Annotated in this window: 15 protein-coding genes; 8 read left to right on the top strand and 7 right to left on the bottom strand. The window is 51.4% G+C overall.

The annotated features are described in order from the left end of the window. Nucleotides 1–184: 184 nt before the first annotated feature. The 3 genes from CSR04_RS17360 to CSR04_RS17370 all read left to right on the top strand — a co-directional run bounded on the left by CSR04_RS17360 (nt 185) and on the right by CSR04_RS17370 (nt 4512). Nucleotides 185–478, top strand: coding sequence for a co-chaperone GroES (locus CSR04_RS17360; protein ID WP_102797584.1), 294 nt, complete (start codon nt 185–187; stop codon nt 476–478). Between the two features lie 38 nt (nt 479–516). Further along, nucleotides 517–2154, top strand: a complete 1638-nt coding sequence (gene groL, locus CSR04_RS17365) for a chaperonin GroEL (protein WP_102797585.1) — start codon at nt 517–519, stop codon at nt 2152–2154. A 327-nt stretch (nt 2155–2481) separates the two neighbouring features. Further along, the gene (locus tag CSR04_RS17370; protein ID WP_102797586.1) at nt 2482–4512 is read left to right on the top strand and encodes a GGDEF domain-containing protein; all 2031 of its coding nucleotides are present in this window, start codon (nt 2482–2484) and stop codon (nt 4510–4512) included. Between the two features lie 11 nt (nt 4513–4523). On the opposite strand, the gene CSR04_RS17375 is transcribed toward CSR04_RS17370, so the two are convergent. From CSR04_RS17375 to CSR04_RS17385, 3 genes are all read right to left on the bottom strand, one after another. Further along, a complete protein-coding gene (locus CSR04_RS17375) occupies nt 4524–5315 on the bottom strand; it encodes a substrate-binding periplasmic protein (protein WP_102797587.1) in 792 nt (263 codons plus the stop codon). Nucleotides 5316–5367: 52 nt separating this feature from the next. Beyond that, complete coding sequence (locus CSR04_RS17380) at nt 5368–6228, bottom strand: discoidin domain-containing protein (protein WP_102797588.1); 861 nt, start codon at nt 6226–6228, stop codon at nt 5368–5370. A gap of 84 nt (nt 6229–6312) precedes the next feature. Next, a complete protein-coding gene (locus CSR04_RS17385) occupies nt 6313–7521 on the bottom strand; it encodes a multidrug effflux MFS transporter (RefSeq protein ID WP_102797589.1) in 1209 nt (402 codons plus the stop codon). A 94-nt stretch (nt 7522–7615) separates the two neighbouring features. Here CSR04_RS17385 and CSR04_RS17390 point away from each other — a divergent pair, with 94 nt between their 5' ends. Further along, nucleotides 7616–8506, top strand: coding sequence for a LysR family transcriptional regulator (locus tag CSR04_RS17390; RefSeq protein ID WP_102797590.1), 891 nt, complete (start codon nt 7616–7618; stop codon nt 8504–8506). Here CSR04_RS17390 and CSR04_RS17395 read toward each other — a convergent pair. The 4 genes from CSR04_RS17395 to CSR04_RS17410 all read right to left on the bottom strand — a co-directional run bounded on the left by CSR04_RS17395 (nt 8503) and on the right by CSR04_RS17410 (nt 13336). Continuing rightward, nucleotides 8503–9669, bottom strand: coding sequence for a heme biosynthesis HemY N-terminal domain-containing protein (locus CSR04_RS17395; protein WP_102797591.1), 1167 nt, complete (start codon nt 9667–9669; stop codon nt 8503–8505). The genes CSR04_RS17390 and CSR04_RS17395 overlap by 4 nt on opposite strands. Beyond that, nucleotides 9666–11540 carry a uroporphyrinogen-III C-methyltransferase gene (locus CSR04_RS17400; RefSeq protein WP_102797592.1) on the bottom strand — a complete coding sequence of 625 codons (1875 nt, stop codon included), beginning with the start codon at nt 11538–11540 and terminating at the stop codon, nt 9666–9668. The genes CSR04_RS17395 and CSR04_RS17400 overlap by 4 nt, the downstream gene beginning before the upstream one ends. Further along, nucleotides 11533–12468: a hydroxymethylbilane synthase gene (gene hemC / locus CSR04_RS17405; RefSeq protein ID WP_102797593.1), complete on the bottom strand. Its 936-nt coding sequence runs from the start codon at nt 12466–12468 to the stop codon at nt 11533–11535. The genes CSR04_RS17400 and hemC overlap by 8 nt, the downstream gene beginning before the upstream one ends. A 199-nt stretch (nt 12469–12667) precedes the next feature. Next, nucleotides 12668–13336, bottom strand: coding sequence for an alpha/beta hydrolase (locus tag CSR04_RS17410; protein WP_102797594.1), 669 nt, complete (start codon nt 13334–13336; stop codon nt 12668–12670). A 102-nt stretch (nt 13337–13438) separates the two neighbouring features. Between CSR04_RS17410 and gmk the strand changes: the two genes are divergently transcribed. The 4 genes from gmk to CSR04_RS17430 all read left to right on the top strand — a co-directional run bounded on the left by gmk (nt 13439) and on the right by CSR04_RS17430 (nt 17082). Continuing rightward, a complete protein-coding gene (gmk, locus tag CSR04_RS17415; RefSeq protein WP_425427705.1) occupies nt 13439–14071 on the top strand; it encodes a guanylate kinase in 633 nt (210 codons plus the stop codon). Nucleotides 14072–14168: 97 nt separating this feature from the next. Further along, entirely contained in the window at nt 14169–14444 is a 276-nt protein-coding gene (rpoZ, locus tag CSR04_RS17420; RefSeq protein ID WP_102797596.1) for a DNA-directed RNA polymerase subunit omega, read from the top strand. Nucleotides 14445–14563: 119 nt separating this feature from the next. Further along, nucleotides 14564–16684, top strand: a complete 2121-nt coding sequence (gene spoT / locus CSR04_RS17425; protein ID WP_102797597.1) for a bifunctional GTP diphosphokinase/guanosine-3',5'-bis pyrophosphate 3'-pyrophosphohydrolase — start codon at nt 14564–14566, stop codon at nt 16682–16684. A gap of 11 nt (nt 16685–16695) precedes the next feature. Continuing rightward, nucleotides 16696–17082, top strand: coding sequence for a RidA family protein (locus tag CSR04_RS17430; RefSeq protein WP_102797598.1), 387 nt, complete (start codon nt 16696–16698; stop codon nt 17080–17082). The last annotated feature ends 3 nt before the right edge of the window (nt 17083–17085 follow it).

A 17085-nucleotide genomic window follows, 5' to 3' on the forward strand; every position in this document is an offset into this window, starting at 1 on the left:
TGCCACTTTGGTTGAAAGCAAAAAAAATCACAAATTTTTTGCTTGTGGCTCTTGAGATCGATTCGACGACCCCCAAATAGGCTGGCAGACAAGTTTCAGGCGAGTCGAGCTATCGGCTTGCCACACTTTCCCCGAGACTTCGGGATATATCATCCTATATTGGAATTTTTCAGGAGATTTGAGCATGAAAATCCGTCCTTTACACGACCGCGTTATCGTCAAGCGCCAAGAGCAGGAAAGCAAATCTGCTGGTGGTATCGTCCTGACTGGTTCAGCCGCAGAGAAATCTACCCGTGGTGAAGTTATCGCAGTCGGCAATGGCCGTATTCTGGATAACGGTGACGTGAAAGCGCTGGACGTAAAAGTTGGCGATATCGTGATTTTCAACGATGGTTACGGCGTCAAGACCCAGAAAGTCGACGGCGAGGAAGTGCTGATCATGAGTGAAAGCGACATCCTGGCCGTAGTTGAAGCCTGATAAACCCACCGATTAACTGAATTTAGAGGAATGTAAACATGGCAGCGAAAGAAGTTCGTTTTGGTGATGACGCCCGCACAAGAATGCTGAAAGGCGTAAATATCCTGGCTAATGCCGTTAAAGTTACCCTGGGTCCAAAAGGCCGCAACGTAGTGCTGGAAAAATCCTTCGGCGCGCCCACCATCACTAAAGATGGTGTATCTGTGGCCAAAGAGATCGAGCTGGAAGACAAGTTCGAGAACATGGGCGCGCAGATGGTTAAGGAAGTTGCTTCCAAAGCCAATGACGAAGCGGGTGACGGTACCACTACCGCTACCGTGCTGGCCCAGGCCATCGTAGTTGAAGGTCTGAAGTCTGTTGCTGCGGGTATGAACCCAATGGATCTGAAGCGCGGTATCGACAAAGCCGTAGCCGTCGCCGTTGAAGAGCTAAAAGCCCTGTCTGTACCTTGTGCAGATAGCAAAGCCATCGCTCAGGTAGGTACTATTTCTGCCAACTCCGACGAAGAAATCGGCAAGATCATTGCTGATGCCATGGACAAAGTGGGTAAAGAAGGCGTTATCACTGTTGAAGAAGGCCAGGCTCTGCAAAATGAGCTGGACGTAGTAGAAGGTATGCAGTTCGACCGTGGTTACCTGTCTCCTTACTTCATCAACAAAGCTGAAAACGGCACCGTTGAACTGGACAACCCTTTCATCCTGCTGGTTGACAAGAAAGTGTCCAATATCCGTGAACTGCTGCCAGTTCTGGAAGGTGTAGCCAAGTCCTCCAAGCCGCTGCTGATCATCGCTGAAGATGTAGAAGGCGAAGCGCTGGCCACTCTGGTGGTTAACAATATGCGCGGTATCGTGAAAGTGGCTGCGGTTAAAGCACCTGGTTTCGGTGACCGTCGTAAAGCCATGCTGCAGGACATCGCGGTTCTGACCGGTGGTACGGTTATTTCTGAAGAAATCGGTCTGGATCTGGAAAAAGCCAGCCTGGAAGATCTGGGTACCGCCAAACGTGTGGTGATCAACAAAGACAACACCACTATCGTTGACGGTGCTGGCGAGCAGGCTGCAATTGAAGCCCGCTGCGGTCAAATCCGTGCCCAAGTGGAAGAATCTACTTCAGATTACGATAAAGAGAAGCTGCAAGAGCGTCTGGCCAAACTGGCTGGCGGTGTAGCTGTCATCAAGGTTGGCGCAGCCACCGAGATGGAAATGAAAGAGAAGAAAGCCCGCGTTGAAGATGCCCTGCATGCAACCCGTGCTGCGGTTGAAGAAGGTGTGGTCCCTGGTGGTGGCGTCGCCCTGGTTCGCGCAGCAGCCAAAGTTGGCGAGCTGAAAGGCGACAACGAAGATCAGACTCACGGTATCAAACTGGCGCTGCGCGCCATGGAAGCGCCGCTGCGTCAAATCTCTACCAACGCCGGTGCAGAAGCTTCTGTAGTGGTAAACAAAGTTAAAGCCGGTTCAGGTAACTTTGGTTACAACGCAGGTAACGACAGCTACGGCGATATGCTGGAAATGGGTATTCTGGATCCAACCAAAGTAACCCGCAGCGCCCTGCAATTCGCAGCCTCTGTGGCCAGCCTGATGATCACCACAGAAGCCATGGTAGCTGAGCTGCCTAAAGAAGATGCACCTGCCATGCCTGATATGGGCGGTATGGGTGGCATGGGCGGCATGATGTAATCAAGCCCGCCAAGGCTATCTAAGCTTTAAAAACCCGGCTTTTCTGCCGGGTTTTTTATTGCTGCATTGATAAGGGTTATATGGTTCAAAAACAAATTCATCCCTTTATCAATATCGCAAATATTTTTCGACTTATCTTCGGTACTTTTCTACCTGCACAGAACATTTTTCTTTTATTAGCGGTTAAAATTCTCTACAGTGCCGCTTAATTGCTGCTAATAACCCATTCTAAAAAGCAATAGAAATAGGGAGATTCTCGCTCGTAGCCTGATAATCAGAATCTAATCCCCTGTATTGTCTGAATAATTTTCGGATTGAAAATCTGACATGAAAGCCATTGTATTTTTCCTGGCTGTGGCAAGTTTTTCTTTTAACAGTTTTGCCACAGCCACTTCGCAACAAGAATTTGAAAGCCGTCTGTCTGGTATTGAAAAACTGGTTTATGCCATCCCCAGTAAAGCTCAGGCCGAATTGGCACAAATGGAAGAAGAGTTGCTGATAGACAATCAGGCAGATGATTTGCTGATACGCTATTATCTGACTAAATCCACTATTTATTACCTGCTGCAGGATTACAACTTAAGTCTGCAGGCAGCCAGGCAAGGGCTGAAACTGGCGCAGCCGGATAGCTCAGAGGGCCTGCAACTCAACCTCAAAGTTATTCAGGCCATGCTCAACTTAGGCCAGCCACAAGAAGCCGTAGCGCAATTAGATACGCTTTTGCAGATCGCTCAGTCACGCGGCGACAAGCTGGTTGAGGCTGAAGCGCTACTGACCAAGGGCATGCATCTGGATTCGCAGGGGGCGTTGAAACGTTCCTATGCGGCGATATTGTCTTCAATCAACAGTGCTGAAGCTAGCGGTAATAGTGAATTGGCCGGCCGGGCAGCATTTGCCTTGGGCAGAGTGCTGTTGAAGCTAAATGGTTTTGAACGTTCCCAGGTCATGTTGCAGGAAGCGCAAAGCTTTTTTGAAAGTCGAAAAATGTCTTTCAGCCAAATGCTGGCATTACTGGATATCGCCGCCTTACATGAAAAACAACAACAGTTGGACCTGGCGTTAGCGTCCTATCAGTCGGCATTGGTGCTGGCCGACATTCTGGGTGACGGGCGTTATCGTTTCCGCATTCACCTGCATCTGGCCGACCTTTACCGGGACACCGAGCAAAAGCAACAGATGCAACAACATTTGCAAGCAGCCGATGAGTTGCAAAACCGTGAAATCCTGCCCTACTACATGGCTAAATTCCAACTGCTCAAGGCACAAAACCTGTTGGATAGAAATGACCTGGACAACCTGGTGAGCTTTCTGGCCGGGGTGATACCCGCTCTGCAATCCAGCGCACCGCTTTACCGCTCGCAAGTGGAACTGCTAAAAGTGGCTGCACAAGGATATGCCGGAAAAGGGGACTATCAGCAGGCCTACCAGCTTTTCAGTGAATACCACCGCAAATATTCAAGCTTTAACAACCAACAGCATTTGCAGGATCTGGCCCGCCAACAGGTATTGTTTGAACTGGAGCGACTGGAATACGAAAACCATAACCTGAACTGGAAAAACGTGTTGCAGAAGCTGGAAATTGAAGAGTCACAAAGTACCGTGTCAAATCTTGCTTCAACCCTGACCTGGCTGTTGCTTTTTGCCGTTTCACTTCTGCTGGTGATATTGTGGATAAATCGTTCAAGGGTAAAGTGGGGAAAGCTGGCCAGAACCGACACCCTGACGGGGCTCTACAACAGGCGCTACTTAACCGAGTGGTACAGCAGACAGTTTTATCAGGGAGAAGGACTACCCTTTACCCAGCGCTTGATCTTCCGACTAACCGGACTTGCTTCACAGTTTAAGCAGGACTCAACGAAACAGATGGCATCTGAGGACTTGGGGGCCAAACTGGCCAAGCACATGCGCCGCTTAAAGCGAGCAGCCATTCAGGAGCAACAAAGTGGTCCCTTTACCCTGATTCTGACCGACATAGATTATTTTAAGAATATTAATGACAACCACGGCCATGACAGTGGTGACAGGGTGTTAGCCAAAGTAGCGGCGGTGTTTAAAGACAATGTCAGAAGCACTGATGTGGTGGCCCGGGTAGGTGGCGAAGAATTTATGATTATGCTGCCTAATACCGACTATCAAGCTGGATTGCGCATTGCCGAGACATTAAGAGAACGTGTGGCCGAACAGCCTGTGGCCCTGGACAGTGGCCAATTTGTACAAGTAACGGCAAGTTTTGGCGTGTTAACCACCAGCCCGGCCAAGGGTACAGACTTTACTGAGTTATGTAGCAAAGTGGACGAGTTACTCTATGCAGCCAAGGCGCAGGGCAGAAACTGTGTCGTCAGCCTGCAAACGAGCTGACAGACAGAACACTAAAAATCGGCATCCGACAGCGATTCAATCCCATAGCGGGACAGAATAGCCTGCAGGCTGCCATCGGCCTGCAGTTTTCTTAAAGCCTGATAGAACTCGGGCATTTTTTCGTTAAATGGCGATTCCTTGGACAATACCATATAGCTGCGAACAGGCAGCCACTCCTGGTAAGCCACTTTACGAATTTGATCTGCCCCACCTAATGACACCAGCATATACTCGAAGGTGGAATCCACACTGATCACCAGGTCCACCCGCCCTTTTAACAACAACTGAATTTGCATCTCTTCAGTGGCCAAAGGCACCTTGCGCAGGGTCTGATCCTGATTAAAACGGGGAAAATATACCGCACCACGGGTTAAACCGATGCTGTAGTTTTTAAGGTCATCGTAATGCTCAACTCGTATATTGCGGTCGGCTCTGGTGTAGAAGGAGTAGGATGAACGTAATTGATAGTAAGGAGGTTCAATATAATTGAGAAATGTCTGACGCTCAGATGTTTTCAACAACCCCATCATCAGATCCAGTTGGCTTTGTTCCATCATTAACAGACAACGGCTCAGGGGGCAGTTTACGGTGCGAATCTCAATATCCATTTGTGCGGCTACCAATTGCAGGATTTCCAGATCCATACCCGATGCACCACCATCGGCATGCACTACGCTATAGGGAGGGGAATGATGATACGCCACCAGAATAGCCGGCCGGGCCCATGCCCAGCCGCAGATAAAATACACCAGAAAAAGCACTTTCATTGCACGATTAGCCGCAGCAACCAGCAGGCACTGCATCAATCCTCAAGCTTCAGCCATCTATCAGCTATAGCTGACCTGCCTGGCTTTGTCACTGCTGCTTCTGGAATAACTCCAATTCGTCAATTTCGATAAAGGTACGATCACCATGGTTGTTGATCACCTTAAGTCTGAAATAACGGGCCGACACCGGCGACGCCAGACTACCGGTTTGATCAGCCACTCGGGAAAGCCTGAAGGATTCATGATCGGCATAGCTTTCACCGTCATTGGAGACCTGCAAGGTCACATCCCGCGGTCCACGGCCAAGATCTGTGGATTTTTGATTCAATACCACGCGCATACCAGCAATTTTAACCTTGCGGCCAAAATCTATCTGCAACCAGTTGGGGGTGTCTTTATCTAATTTGATCAGCCACAAGCCCCGATGAATGGATTCACCGGCATCGTCATTAATTTGCTGGTCAAAGGTATGGCCGTCGAAAGCGGCAGCAGCAACATCGCTGCCATAATGGCCACTGGCGCTGTAACTTTCTTCGGTAAGACCGTTGGAATTGATCAAGGCCACATTGCCTAAGGCACCCGTTTCCACCAGCAGGTCATCTTCGTCGCCGATATCGCCGAAACCATCGCCTTGCATGGCTGCCACATACTCAAGCTCACACAGCCCGCTGCTGTCAGGTAGATAACCAAGACGAATAGTTTGATTGCTGCTTCTGGCCAGCATTAAAAAATCCAGCCAATTCTGGGCATAGGCCTGATCCAGATGAAAACCTATAGGCCAGTCTCCTTCCCGGCAGACCAGCGGATTTTCTTCATCCTGTTTAACCCCTAGCAGGATGCTACCGGTTTTGCCAATACGCAGGTTGTTGAGTTTGCCGACAAACTCTTTGCTTTCTGCCCCCTGAGACACAGCAGGTAAGAGCGCCAAAGCGACAACTAAAGCTTTCATTACGACTCCTTATTGGGTTCTCACTCCCTGTATGCCCTACAGCAAGTTTTATACCCAAAAGCAATCGACAGAAAATTGGCGACCTTAAGCCGCCTGAATTTGCTGGCTGCGACGGCCACGCAGCGTACTTAATGTTTGTACCAAGCCAGCGGCCATCACCGCACCTAACATCAGAACCGCAAATGGCAACGCCGTACCATCATGGAATACCGCCAGTAACGGCCCCGTCAGCGCACCGCTACCAAATCGCAGTGTACCTATTACGGCGGTGGCCGTACCGGTATGATGCGGAAAGGCAATAAGGATCAGGGCATCGGAATTGACCGCGGTCAGACTCAAACCAGCCATCAAAGGCAAGATGCAGGCTACCGTTGCATACAGTCCTAACCCGAGCATATTAACGGTGACCAGGCTCAGAGCAGAAACCAACGCCAGACTCAGGGCCGAAATCAACATAGTTTTGGTGCCCAATCGGCCAACCAGACGACTATTAACAAAGTTACCGCCAATCAGGGCGATGACATTGGCAGCGAACAGGATGCCAAACATTTCTTTGGATACACCAAATACATCCATATACACCACAGGTACCGCGGTAAGATAGGCAAAGAACGCAAACGAGGCAAACATGGACGTGGCGATATAGGGCTGTGCCTTTCTGTTGCCCAGCACTTCCACATAGCTGGCAAAGAACAATCGTCCCCAGGAGCCGCTGCGTTGCCGCGTGGCCACTTCGGGCAACCATTTAAATGAAGGCAGTAACAACAGCACGGCATACACCGCCAAAGCAGCAAAGATTGCCCGCCAATCGAACCAGTGCATAATCAAACTACCAATACTGGGCGCCACCAATGGCGCGATCATCATAATCATCGACACATAGGACATGCCCTTGGCGGTATTTTCACCGTATATATGCCTTACGATGCCAGGCACCACCACGGCAGCTGCACCACCAGCCATAGCTTGCAGGGTACGCAACACCCAGAACATTTCCATACTGGAGGTAAAGCACAGTGCGATACTGGCCGCGCAAAAGCCTCCCAGTCCAATCAACGCCAGGGGGCGACGGCCGACAATATCGGCAATTGGGCCGCAAACCAACATAGACAAGGCAAACCCGGCCAGATAGGTACTAAGTGAAACCTGTACCAGGGCGATATCGCTGTTAAGACTTTGCGCTATCACGCCAAAAGCAGGCAGATACATATCAATGGCTAAGGGGGTGACCGCGGTAATAGATGCCAGCAGTAAAATAATCCAACCAGCCGTTTTTGTGGTGTTTGTATGCATGAATTCCTCCGTCTGCGTATTTTAGGGCAGACAAGCTCATGCCTCCAATGCATAATCCGTATAGGTGGTATGCAATTTATTAATATATTAAGCGATGATCGACCTCAACCTGTTACCCGCTTTGCATAGTCTGCTACGCGAAAGACATGTCAGCCGGGCCGCGCAAAAATGTCACCTGAGCCAGTCGGCTATGAGCCGGATCCTGGCTAAACTGCGCCAGCAATTTGGCGATGAATTATTGGTCAGGGCCGGTAACGATTATCAGCTCACCCCCAAGGCCATTGAAATTGAGCAGCAGCTTAACGAATTGCTGCCAGCCATCCAGCAGTTGGGGCGGGCCAGGGGTTTTTCGCCCTCCACTGCCTCACAGACGATACGCATTGCCAGCACCGATATGGATGTACTGTTACTGGCTGACCGTATTCAGCACATTCAGATTCAGGCACCCAATCTGGTGCTGTCATTTAATCCGCAAAGCCCTGACTTCTTTGATCAGCTGATTTCCGGAGATCTGGATTTTGCTATGACGCCCATGGACACCAGTCGCAGTGGTTTGCACCGAAAGTTGCTCAGAACCGATACCTTTGTGGCCGTGGTAGAAGAAAACAGTCAATTAACCGGGGCTAATCTGGATTTAGCCACCTATCTTGCCCACCGGCATGGCGTATTCAACGTTGCAGAGAGTTTGGTAGGAAGAGTAGATTCGGCCCTGGCCAGTATCGGAAAGGCCAGAAATGTGACGTTGCGGCTGCCCACGTTCAGCCAGATCCCCCCTTTATTAAAAGGTTCACCACTGATCTTTACCTTACCCGAAAGCTTCGCCCGCTATCTGGCTTCACGCTACCCCATCAAGATCTTGCCCTTGCCCTTTTACATCGAACAGATGAAAGTCTATCTCTACTGGCACCACAGACTGCATCAAAGTTCTCTGCATCAATGGCTCAGAGACAGATTATTGGCAAGGGAAACTCATCAGCCAGCCTAAGGATTCAACTGCAGGCTTTGCTTATAAAGTGCCAGAGCCTGTTTATTATCCTGCTGAGCTTCTTTGATTTCTGCCAGGGCCAGCAGGTCATCCTGACTGCTGCGGATGCTAAGCGCTTTCGTCAGGGCTTTTTCTGCCAAGCTGAAGTCCCTGGTGTGTTTGGCCAAATGGCCCAGGGCCGACAGCAATTCGGCATTCTGTTCGTCCTTTTTCAGCCATTCTTCCAGCTTGCGCATGGCCGCGACCGGATTGCTACTGCGTAGCTTTTTAAACAACGGCAGCAATAACGGGTGTGGACCTTGTTTTTGCCCTTCCACCAGCACCTGTTCGGCGTCTTGGTGCATACCTTGTTCCATCAGTTGCTCAGCATAGGCAGCCTGATGCGCCGGATCCTGCCGCTTGGCTCTGGGCAACCCCTGCCAGTTAAGCTTAAGCTGATTAGCCCCTTCCTTGCTGGCAATCTCGGCGAAGACCCCCTGTGCGGCCTGACGCATCCAGAAGTCGTATTTCTCCAGGCCCAGGGTTTTCTTCCAGCCTTTCAACCTGTCCTGCAGTTCATGCCAACGACCAGCATGCGCCAGTGCCTTGGCCCACAGCAGCGCCACTCTGGGGTGTTGCTGGTGTTTTTCCGACAAGGCTTCCAGTAATTGCAGGGCCTCAGCGGCTTGCTGCTGCTGAATTTCCAGTTTGACCAGATGCAAGGTGGCGGCCAGTTCACTGGCTGGAAACGCTCGCGCCTGCATCCATAGCTCGCGGGCTTTATCCCATTGCTTACGCTTGGCAGCGGCCTGGGCAGAAGCCAGTAAATCCAGGCCGTTAAATGCGGCGCTATCCACTCTGCTAAGTTGCTTTTCTGCTTCCTGATAATTCGCTTCCTCCAGCGCCACTAACCCCCGGGTAAAGGCCTTCTGCCGCTTACGCTCGCTCCAGCCCCCCAACCAGCGTCTGGAACCGGTGAGCAGGGTCAGCAAACGTTTGACCAGCCATTCGAGCAGCAGAAATGCCACTATGCCAAAAAGCAAGGTGAGACCGAGTGAAATTACACTCATCTCTATGGTCCAGTGGTCAAGGGCAATCAATACATAACCTTTCTGACCAGCCAGCATAGGACCGGCCACCAAGCCAGTTAACAGAATGACAATCAGCAGAGCAAAGCGGATCATGATTGCGTACCTGAAAATGCGCCAGCAACTCTGTCTTCCAGCAATTGCTCCAGGGGCTTAGCAGCTTGCAGTCGTTCAGGCAGTGCCAGCTCAATATCGGTTTGATGCAGCTGTTGCAACGCTTGCGCGAATGCGGCTACGCGGTTGTCCTGCTGGGCAAAATATAATGCTAACAGTGTCTGCGCCTGCTCAATGGCCTGACGATATTGCTGACTTTGTTCCCGGGTAACAGCTTGCTGTGCCAGCATCAGGTAATGACGCAATTGTTCTTTGACGAGCCACTGCTGTTTATCGCTCAATAGTGGCCGGGTTTCTGCGTCACGCCTGCGTATTGTAATAAAATCATCCACCAGAGCCCGCCAACTACGTTGCAGGTTTGCCTGCCAGTCCGCCACATCGTCTGACAAAGCTTGATTTGCCGGATTATCGCCATCCACTTCAGGCAGAACCACCATATCCAGAGGTAAAGCATCGACACCCGCCATCAATGCGCCAAGCTCAAGGCTGATTTTGATGGGTGTTTCAGTGTCCAGTTGCTTAACACTTTGCATATCATTGGCCAGTAACTGGCGCACCGGCAATAAGCTGGGATCGGCTAAATCGGCCAGCCTGGCATCAGCATTCTGCAACAGCAATAGTGCGGTTTTTGCATCTTTTTCCAACCATAACTTACGCCCCGCCATACGCACCAGATAATCGGCTTCGGCCAGTAACCAGTCGCTGGGGCGACGCCCGGTCATATCCTGCAGACTTTGATGATTAGCCAGAATCTGTTGTTCCAGTAAGCGTTGTTTTTCCTGGATAGGCTGCAGACTCTGCTGACGTTGCTGACTGATATTCTGCAAACCTGCGTCCAGCTTCTGCTGCAGCGCGCTTTCCTGGCGGCTGACCATTTGGTTGGCTTCCTGTAACAGGCGCTGTTCATTCTGCTGTTGCCCCTGTTGTTGCTGCCACAACCAATAGCCACCGGCTGCCACTACCAGTACCAACAGCAGATTCAACAAGGTCATCAACCACAATGCCGCGGTGGCCGGGCGACTGTTTGCAGGCGTTTTCTTGTCCGGCGCCTTGGGCACGGATGGCGAAGAGGTTGGCTTTACAGGCACTTCTGTTGATTTTTGCTGGGCGTCAGCCATAGCACGTTGCTCCATAAACTGTCTGGCGGCTTGGATCAGCGCCTCATCCGAGGCATTGCGGCTTAAAGACACTTGCCGTATACCTTTGTCCCTGGCCTTATCCTGTAAGCGGGGGCTGACCAGGATCCAGGGAACAGCACGAAGCCAATCCGGCTCCAATTGCGCAAAGGCGGCCTCTAATAGCTCGCCACTTGTGGCCATAATGCATTGTATTTCATGTTTTTGCCATGCCTGGGTAGGCACCGGGTCCTTTACCTTTACGCGCTGGTAAAGTGCCACGCTTTGCACCTCTGCGCCCCGTTCGATCAGGGTATCGGCGATTAACTCACGCCCCCCCTGGCCTTTCACCAGGAGCGCCTGAAGACTGTTGACAACCTTCAGTTCGGCAAGGGCAAGTAAACCTTCTGAATCTTCCTGTTCGGGAAACTGCACCTGTAACCCACCGGCCAACAGTTTTGCCGCCGTACTTTGCCCAACAGCAAAGTAACTGACATGCTGCGGCCATGCTTTGCCCTGCATGGCTTGCAGGGCAAGTTCTGCCGCTGAGGTACTGACAAACAGCACTTTGCTCTGTGCAGCCAGTGCGCTGAGGCATTCGGCAAAGGCCGATATCTGCGCGCGGTCTGGGGCAATATCAATCAGCGGCAACCCCACGGTGGCAACACCGGCATCATTCAGCGCCTTGCTACTGGCCTGACATTTGCCCTCAGGGCGCAGTAACAGAAATTTAGCCATGGGGGTGATACAGCGCCTGAAGAATCTCACGCGCGCCTTTGCTCAGTAGTTCCTCAGCCAGCGCCTTGCCCATAGCTTGCGCTTCGTCACGATGGCCCCGCATTTCCCCCTGAATGATTTGCGAGCCGTCCAGCGCACCAACCAAACCACGTAACCACAGCTGCTTACCCTGCAATTCGGCAAAACTGCCAATGGGTACCTGGCAGCCCCCCTGTAAAGTTGCATTCAAGGCCCTTTCTGCCGCGACTCTGGTGGCGGTATCGGCATGATTTAATGGCGCCAGCAAAGCAATCAGCTCGGCATCATCATTGCGACATTCAATCCCCACGGCCCCTTGTCCCACCGCAGGTAAGGACTGGCCGGCATCGATACGGTGGCGAATACGCGGTTGCATACCCAGGCGGATTAAGCCGGCGGCAGCCAGAATAATGGCATCGTAGTCACCGTTATCCAGCTTGGCCAGACGGGTATTAACGTTGCCGCGAAGGTCACGTATCTGCAAATCCGGGCGCCTGGCTTTTAGTTGACACTGACGCCGCAAACTGGATGTGCCCACCACGGCCCCCTGAGGCAATTCATCCAGGTGACTGAATTGATTGGATACAAAGGCATCAAGTGGATCTTCACGCTGACAAATAGCATGCAGGCCAAAACCCTCAGGAAATTCTACCGGCACATCTTTCATAGAGTGCACGGCAATATCTGCACGGCCTTCCTGCATCGCCACTTCCAGTTCCTTGATAAACAAGCCCTTACCACCAATTTTGGCCAAGGGTGTATCCAGGATCCTGTCGCCCTGGGTGGTCATAGGCACCAGTTCCACCTGCAAACCGGGATGCGCTTTGATCAGTGCATCTTGGACGAATTCAGCCTGCCATAGGGCCAGGGCACTTTTACGGGTAGCGATACGAATCACTCTGGATGTCATAGCTTGCCTTTACTGCATGGCGCCACTGCGCCGCCGGATAGATGGCAGAATAATACCATTGACCCGGCATGTTTGGCACTGATGTGGGTCAACCGGAACCGACTAATAATTGGCTATCGCCAGGTTGAAAACAAAATCCTGGCTGGCAATCAGTGTAGGACAGCGCTTGCCAGCCAACCAGTTGTTACTGGCGCACAGACTAGCCGAAGCGTTTAACCAGCCACTGGGAAACTTCCTGGATTTCTTCCAGGCACACATTGTGTTGCATCGGGTAATCACGCCACTTAGCTTGATACCCCAGACTTTCGAGCAAAGAAAAAGCTGACTTGCCCAGCGCACAGGGTACCACTTCGTCGTACAACCCATGAGCCACCAGGATCGGCGTATCCTGATTAGCGGGATGGCGCTGTTCGGCCAGTTTTTCCGGCTGGCACATGTAAGTGGACAGCGCCAGAATGCCAGCCAGTTTATGCTCAAAACGTAGCCCAAGGTGATAGGCGATCACCCCACCCTGAGAAAATCCGGCCAGCAAAATACGTTCTGATGGGATGCCCCTGGCCATTTCCGCTTCCACCAGTTCTCTGACCAGGGCCATGGATTCCGTTACCCCTTCCACATCGGCACGGTTTTCAAAATCCAGTGACTTAATGTCATACCAGGCGCGCATTTCCATGCCATTGTTGATAGTGACAGGCCGCACCGGCGCATGGGGGAAAACAAAGCGAATATTCAGACTCTGAGGCAACTTAAGTTCCGGCACGATAGGGGCAAAACCATTGCCTGAATCACCAAGGCCATGTAACCAGATCACCACGGCATCAGCCTTGCCCGTGGGATTAACCTCAACAAACGGAAGAGTCGAACTCATTTTGTGCTCCTTGTCACCGGTTTGCCGTCACTACGGCTATTGGTTTGATATGCATGTAAAAACTTATGCTAACATTGCTTTTTTACCGCCTCACGAGTTTTTATCAGCATGGCCTCTGGAAACCTGTTTATTCTTGCCGCCCCCTCGGGTGCGGGCAAATCCAGTTTGATCAAAGCCTTGCTGGAGCGTCACCAGGACGGCTCCATGCAGGTCTCGGTGTCCCATACCACCCGCCAGCCCAGGCCGGGCGAGCAAAATGGCGTGCATTATCACTTTGTCAGCAAGGCAGAATTCGAGCAGCTTATTGCCCAGAATGCTTTTTTTGAATGGGCGGAAGTGTTCGGCAATTATTACGGCACATCCAAACAGGCCATTGCAGACACCCTGCAACAGGGTATAGATGTCTTTTTGGATATTGACTGGCAGGGTGCCCGTCAGGTGAAAAAACTGATGCCGCAGACAGCCACCGTTTTTATTGCGCCGCCTTCCCGTGATGAGTTGCTGCGCCGTTTGCAAGGTCGTGGCCAGGATAGCGCCGACGTTATTGCCGATCGCATGGACAAAGCGCGGGCGGAGATTTCCCACTACCATGAATTTGACTATATTGTGGTCAATGATGATTTCGCTACTGCGCTGGCCGAAGTGGAAGCATTGGTTATCAGCCATCGTCTGCAGCAAACCAAGCAGGCCAGCCGCCATAGCAGACTCTTTGCCGAGCTGTTGAAACAAGACTGAATTTAAGCGAGCATTGTTTAAGCTTTGACCTTTCCATTGGTCGCAAATCCCGGTAAACTACGCGACCTTTTTCGAATCATGCCTGACGGAGTGTTAAATGGCCCGTGTAACCGTAGAAGATGCAGTAGAACAGATTGGCAATCGTTTTGACCTGGTACTGGTCGCCGCTCGTCGGGCGCGCCAACTGGCCACTGAAGGCAAAGACGCCAGAGTTGAGTGGGAAAACGACAAACCCACAGTAGTCGCCCTGCGCGAAATTGAAAAAGGCCTGGTCACTGCCGACAGCATGGACGCCGATGAAATGCGTTCACAGGAAGAGCAGGAGCGCGCCGAGTTTGCTTCTGTGGCCAATATCCTGGCCGGTCATCAGTAAAACCTGCACGGAACGTTAATCGTCAGCACAGATTAGTCCGATTAGCGTTCCGCCGTTGGCTTCCAGTCAAAATCTCCGTATTCTATTTCTAACATTCACCAAATCGAATTAACGCCAACGTGTATCTGTTTGAAGGCCTGAAGCAAAAAGTCTCAGAATACCTGCCCGCCGAGCAGGTGTCAGATATACAGCGTGCCTATGTGGTGGCTCGTGATGCCCACGACGGCCAGATGCGTTCCAGCGGCGACCCTTATATCACCCACCCGGTGGCCGTGGCTGGTATTCTGGCCGATATGCGTCTGGATCATGAAACACTGATGTCTGCGTTGCTGCATGACACCATCGAAGACACCCATGTCTCCAAACAGGATCTGATCGACCACTTCGGTGAATCGGTGGCGGATTTGGTGGAAGGGGTCAGCAAACTGGACAAGATTCAGTTTCGCAGTAAGAAAGAAGCGCAGGCCGAAAACTTCCGTAAAATGATCATGGCCATGACCCAGGATATCCGGGTCATACTAATAAAATTGGCGGACCGCACTCATAATATGCGCACGCTGGGCTCGTTGCGGCCCGACAAGCGCCGTCGCATCGCGCTGGAAACGTTGGAAATCTATGCCCCAATTGCCCATCGCCTGGGTATTCACGATATTAAAAACGAGCTGGAAGACCTTGGCTTTCAGGCCATGTATCCAATGCGCTACCGGGCGCTGAAATCGGCGGTGAAGCTGGCACGTGGCAACCGCAAGGAAATTATCGAGAATACTCAGGGTGAAATTGAATCCCGCCTGCAGGAAAGCGGCATTCAGTCGGAAGTGAAGGGGCGGGAAAAACATCTGTACTCCATCTACCGTAAAATGAAGAACAAGGAATTGTTGTTCAATGAAGTGATGGACATCTACGCCTTTCGGCTGATTGTTGACAATATTGACAACTGTTACCGGGCACTGGGTTCGATGCATGGTCTGTACAAACCCATCGAAGGACGTTTCAAAGATTATATTGCCATCCCCCGCACAAACGGCTATCAGTCTTTACACACCTCGCTGGTGGGGCCCCATGGTATTCCGGTAGAAATCCAGATCCGCACCCCTGAAATGGACCATATGGCCGATAAAGGGGTGGCAGCCCACTGGCTGTACAAAGAACCCGGGGATGCCAAAGGCACAACCGCCCAGGTCAGAGCCCGGAAATGGATGCATTCCCTGCTGGAGTTACAGCACAGTGCCAGCTCCTCCGTTGAATTTATCGAAAACGTTAAAACCGATTTGTTTCCGGAAGAGATCTACGTATTTACCCCGGATGGCCGCATTATTGAATTACCAATGGGCGCGACTGCGGTGGATTTTGCCTATGCCGTGCATTCAGATATCGGTAATTCCTGTGTCGGTGTGCGGGTCGACAGACGCAATTATTCCCTTAACCGACCACTGGAAAACGGCCAGTCAGTGGAAATTATCACGTCCCCCCGGGCCAAGCCCAATGCCAGCTGGCTGAATTTTGTGGTGAGTGCCAAAGCACGCTCCTATATACGCCAGTATCTGAAAAAACAGCGCTCGGAAGAAGCTATCAATATGGGTAGCAGGCTACTGCGCCATGCCCTGGGCAGTGTCAAACTGGACGATATTCCACAACAGGATATCGACAGGGTGGTGAAAGAAACCAAACACGACAACTTTTATTCGCTGTTGGCAGATATTGGCCTGGGTAATGAGTTGTCGGCCATAGTCGCCCGCCGCTTATTAGGGGATAACGATCCTGATACTGCCGACAAGAGTCGTAAAGTGGCAATCAAAGGCACAGAAGGATTGCTGGTCAGCTATGGTCGCTGTTGTCATCCCATCCCTGGGGACGATATTATCGCCATGCTCAGCCCTGGCCGCGGCATGGTGATCCACCAAAGTGGCTGTCGTAATATACGCAAGCTGACGCGTGAAGAACCGCATCGGGTATTGCCAATGAACTGGGAAGCCGATGCACAGGGTGAATTCAAGGCGTCCGTAAGGGTTGAACTGGTGAACCGCCAGGGTACACTGGCCAAGCTGACTAACGCTATTGCCGCAGCAGACGCGGATGTCATCAGTCTGCAAACAGAAGAAAAAGAAAGTAACATTTACTATATTGATTTGGAGCTTACGACCAGCAACCGTATACATCTGGCAAATATCATGCGCAAAATCCGCACCATGCCGGAAGTACAAAAAGTCTCTCGTCATAGCCAATCGAAGCAAAATTCCTAAGGAAACCTTTTATGTCTAAGTCCGTTATTCACACTGACAGGGCCCCCAAAGCTATTGGTACTTACAGCCAGGCCGTTAAGTCAGGTACCACTGTTTACCTGTCCGGCCAAATCCCGTTGGTACCGGAAACCATGGAGATGGTCTCAGACGATTTTGAGGCCCAGGCCCGTCAGGTATTTGAAAATGTTAAAGCCGTCTGTGAAGCTGCCGGTGGCAGTACTAACGATTTGACCAAGGTGAATATTTTCCTCACTGACCTGTCCAACTTTGCCAAGGTCAACGAGATTATGAGTCAGTACTTCAAACAGCCCTACCCGGCGCGCGCAGCCATCGGCGTAAAAGAACTGCCCAAAGGTTCACAGATTGAGATCGACGGAATAATGGAGTTGCCGGAATAATCC

It is taken from the genome of Bowmanella denitrificans (genome assembly GCF_002887595.1).
GTDB lineage: Bacteria > Pseudomonadota > Gammaproteobacteria > Enterobacterales > Alteromonadaceae > Bowmanella > Bowmanella denitrificans.

Bases quoted from the DNA above. Each gene is read 5' to 3' on its own strand.
- CSR04_RS17380 (WP_102797588.1), bottom strand. From the start codon at position 6,228: ATGAAAGCTTTAGTTGTCGCTTTGGCGCTCTTACCTGCTGTGTCTCAG.
- rpoZ (WP_102797596.1), top strand. From the start codon at position 14,169: ATGGCCCGTGTAACCGTAGAAGATGCAGTAGAACAGATTGGCAATCGT.
- CSR04_RS17360 (WP_102797584.1), top strand. From the start codon at position 185: ATGAAAATCCGTCCTTTACACGACCGCGTTATCGTCAAGCGCCAAGAG.
- CSR04_RS17410 (WP_102797594.1), bottom strand. From the start codon at position 13,336: ATGAGTTCGACTCTTCCGTTTGTTGAGGTTAATCCCACGGGCAAGGCT.
- CSR04_RS17390 (WP_102797590.1), top strand. From the start codon at position 7,616: ATGATCGACCTCAACCTGTTACCCGCTTTGCATAGTCTGCTACGCGAA.
- CSR04_RS17370 (WP_102797586.1), top strand. From the start codon at position 2,482: ATGAAAGCCATTGTATTTTTCCTGGCTGTGGCAAGTTTTTCTTTTAAC.
- groL (WP_102797585.1), top strand. From the start codon at position 517: ATGGCAGCGAAAGAAGTTCGTTTTGGTGATGACGCCCGCACAAGAATG.
- CSR04_RS17400 (WP_102797592.1), bottom strand. From the start codon at position 11,540: ATGGCTAAATTTCTGTTACTGCGCCCTGAGGGCAAATGTCAGGCCAGT.
- CSR04_RS17385 (WP_102797589.1), bottom strand. From the start codon at position 7,521: ATGCATACAAACACCACAAAAACGGCTGGTTGGATTATTTTACTGCTG.
- CSR04_RS17395 (WP_102797591.1), bottom strand. From the start codon at position 9,669: ATGATCCGCTTTGCTCTGCTGATTGTCATTCTGTTAACTGGCTTGGTG.
- CSR04_RS17430 (WP_102797598.1), top strand. From the start codon at position 16,696: ATGTCTAAGTCCGTTATTCACACTGACAGGGCCCCCAAAGCTATTGGT.
- CSR04_RS17375 (WP_102797587.1), bottom strand. From the start codon at position 5,315: ATGCAGTGCCTGCTGGTTGCTGCGGCTAATCGTGCAATGAAAGTGCTT.
- hemC (WP_102797593.1), bottom strand. From the start codon at position 12,468: ATGACATCCAGAGTGATTCGTATCGCTACCCGTAAAAGTGCCCTGGCC.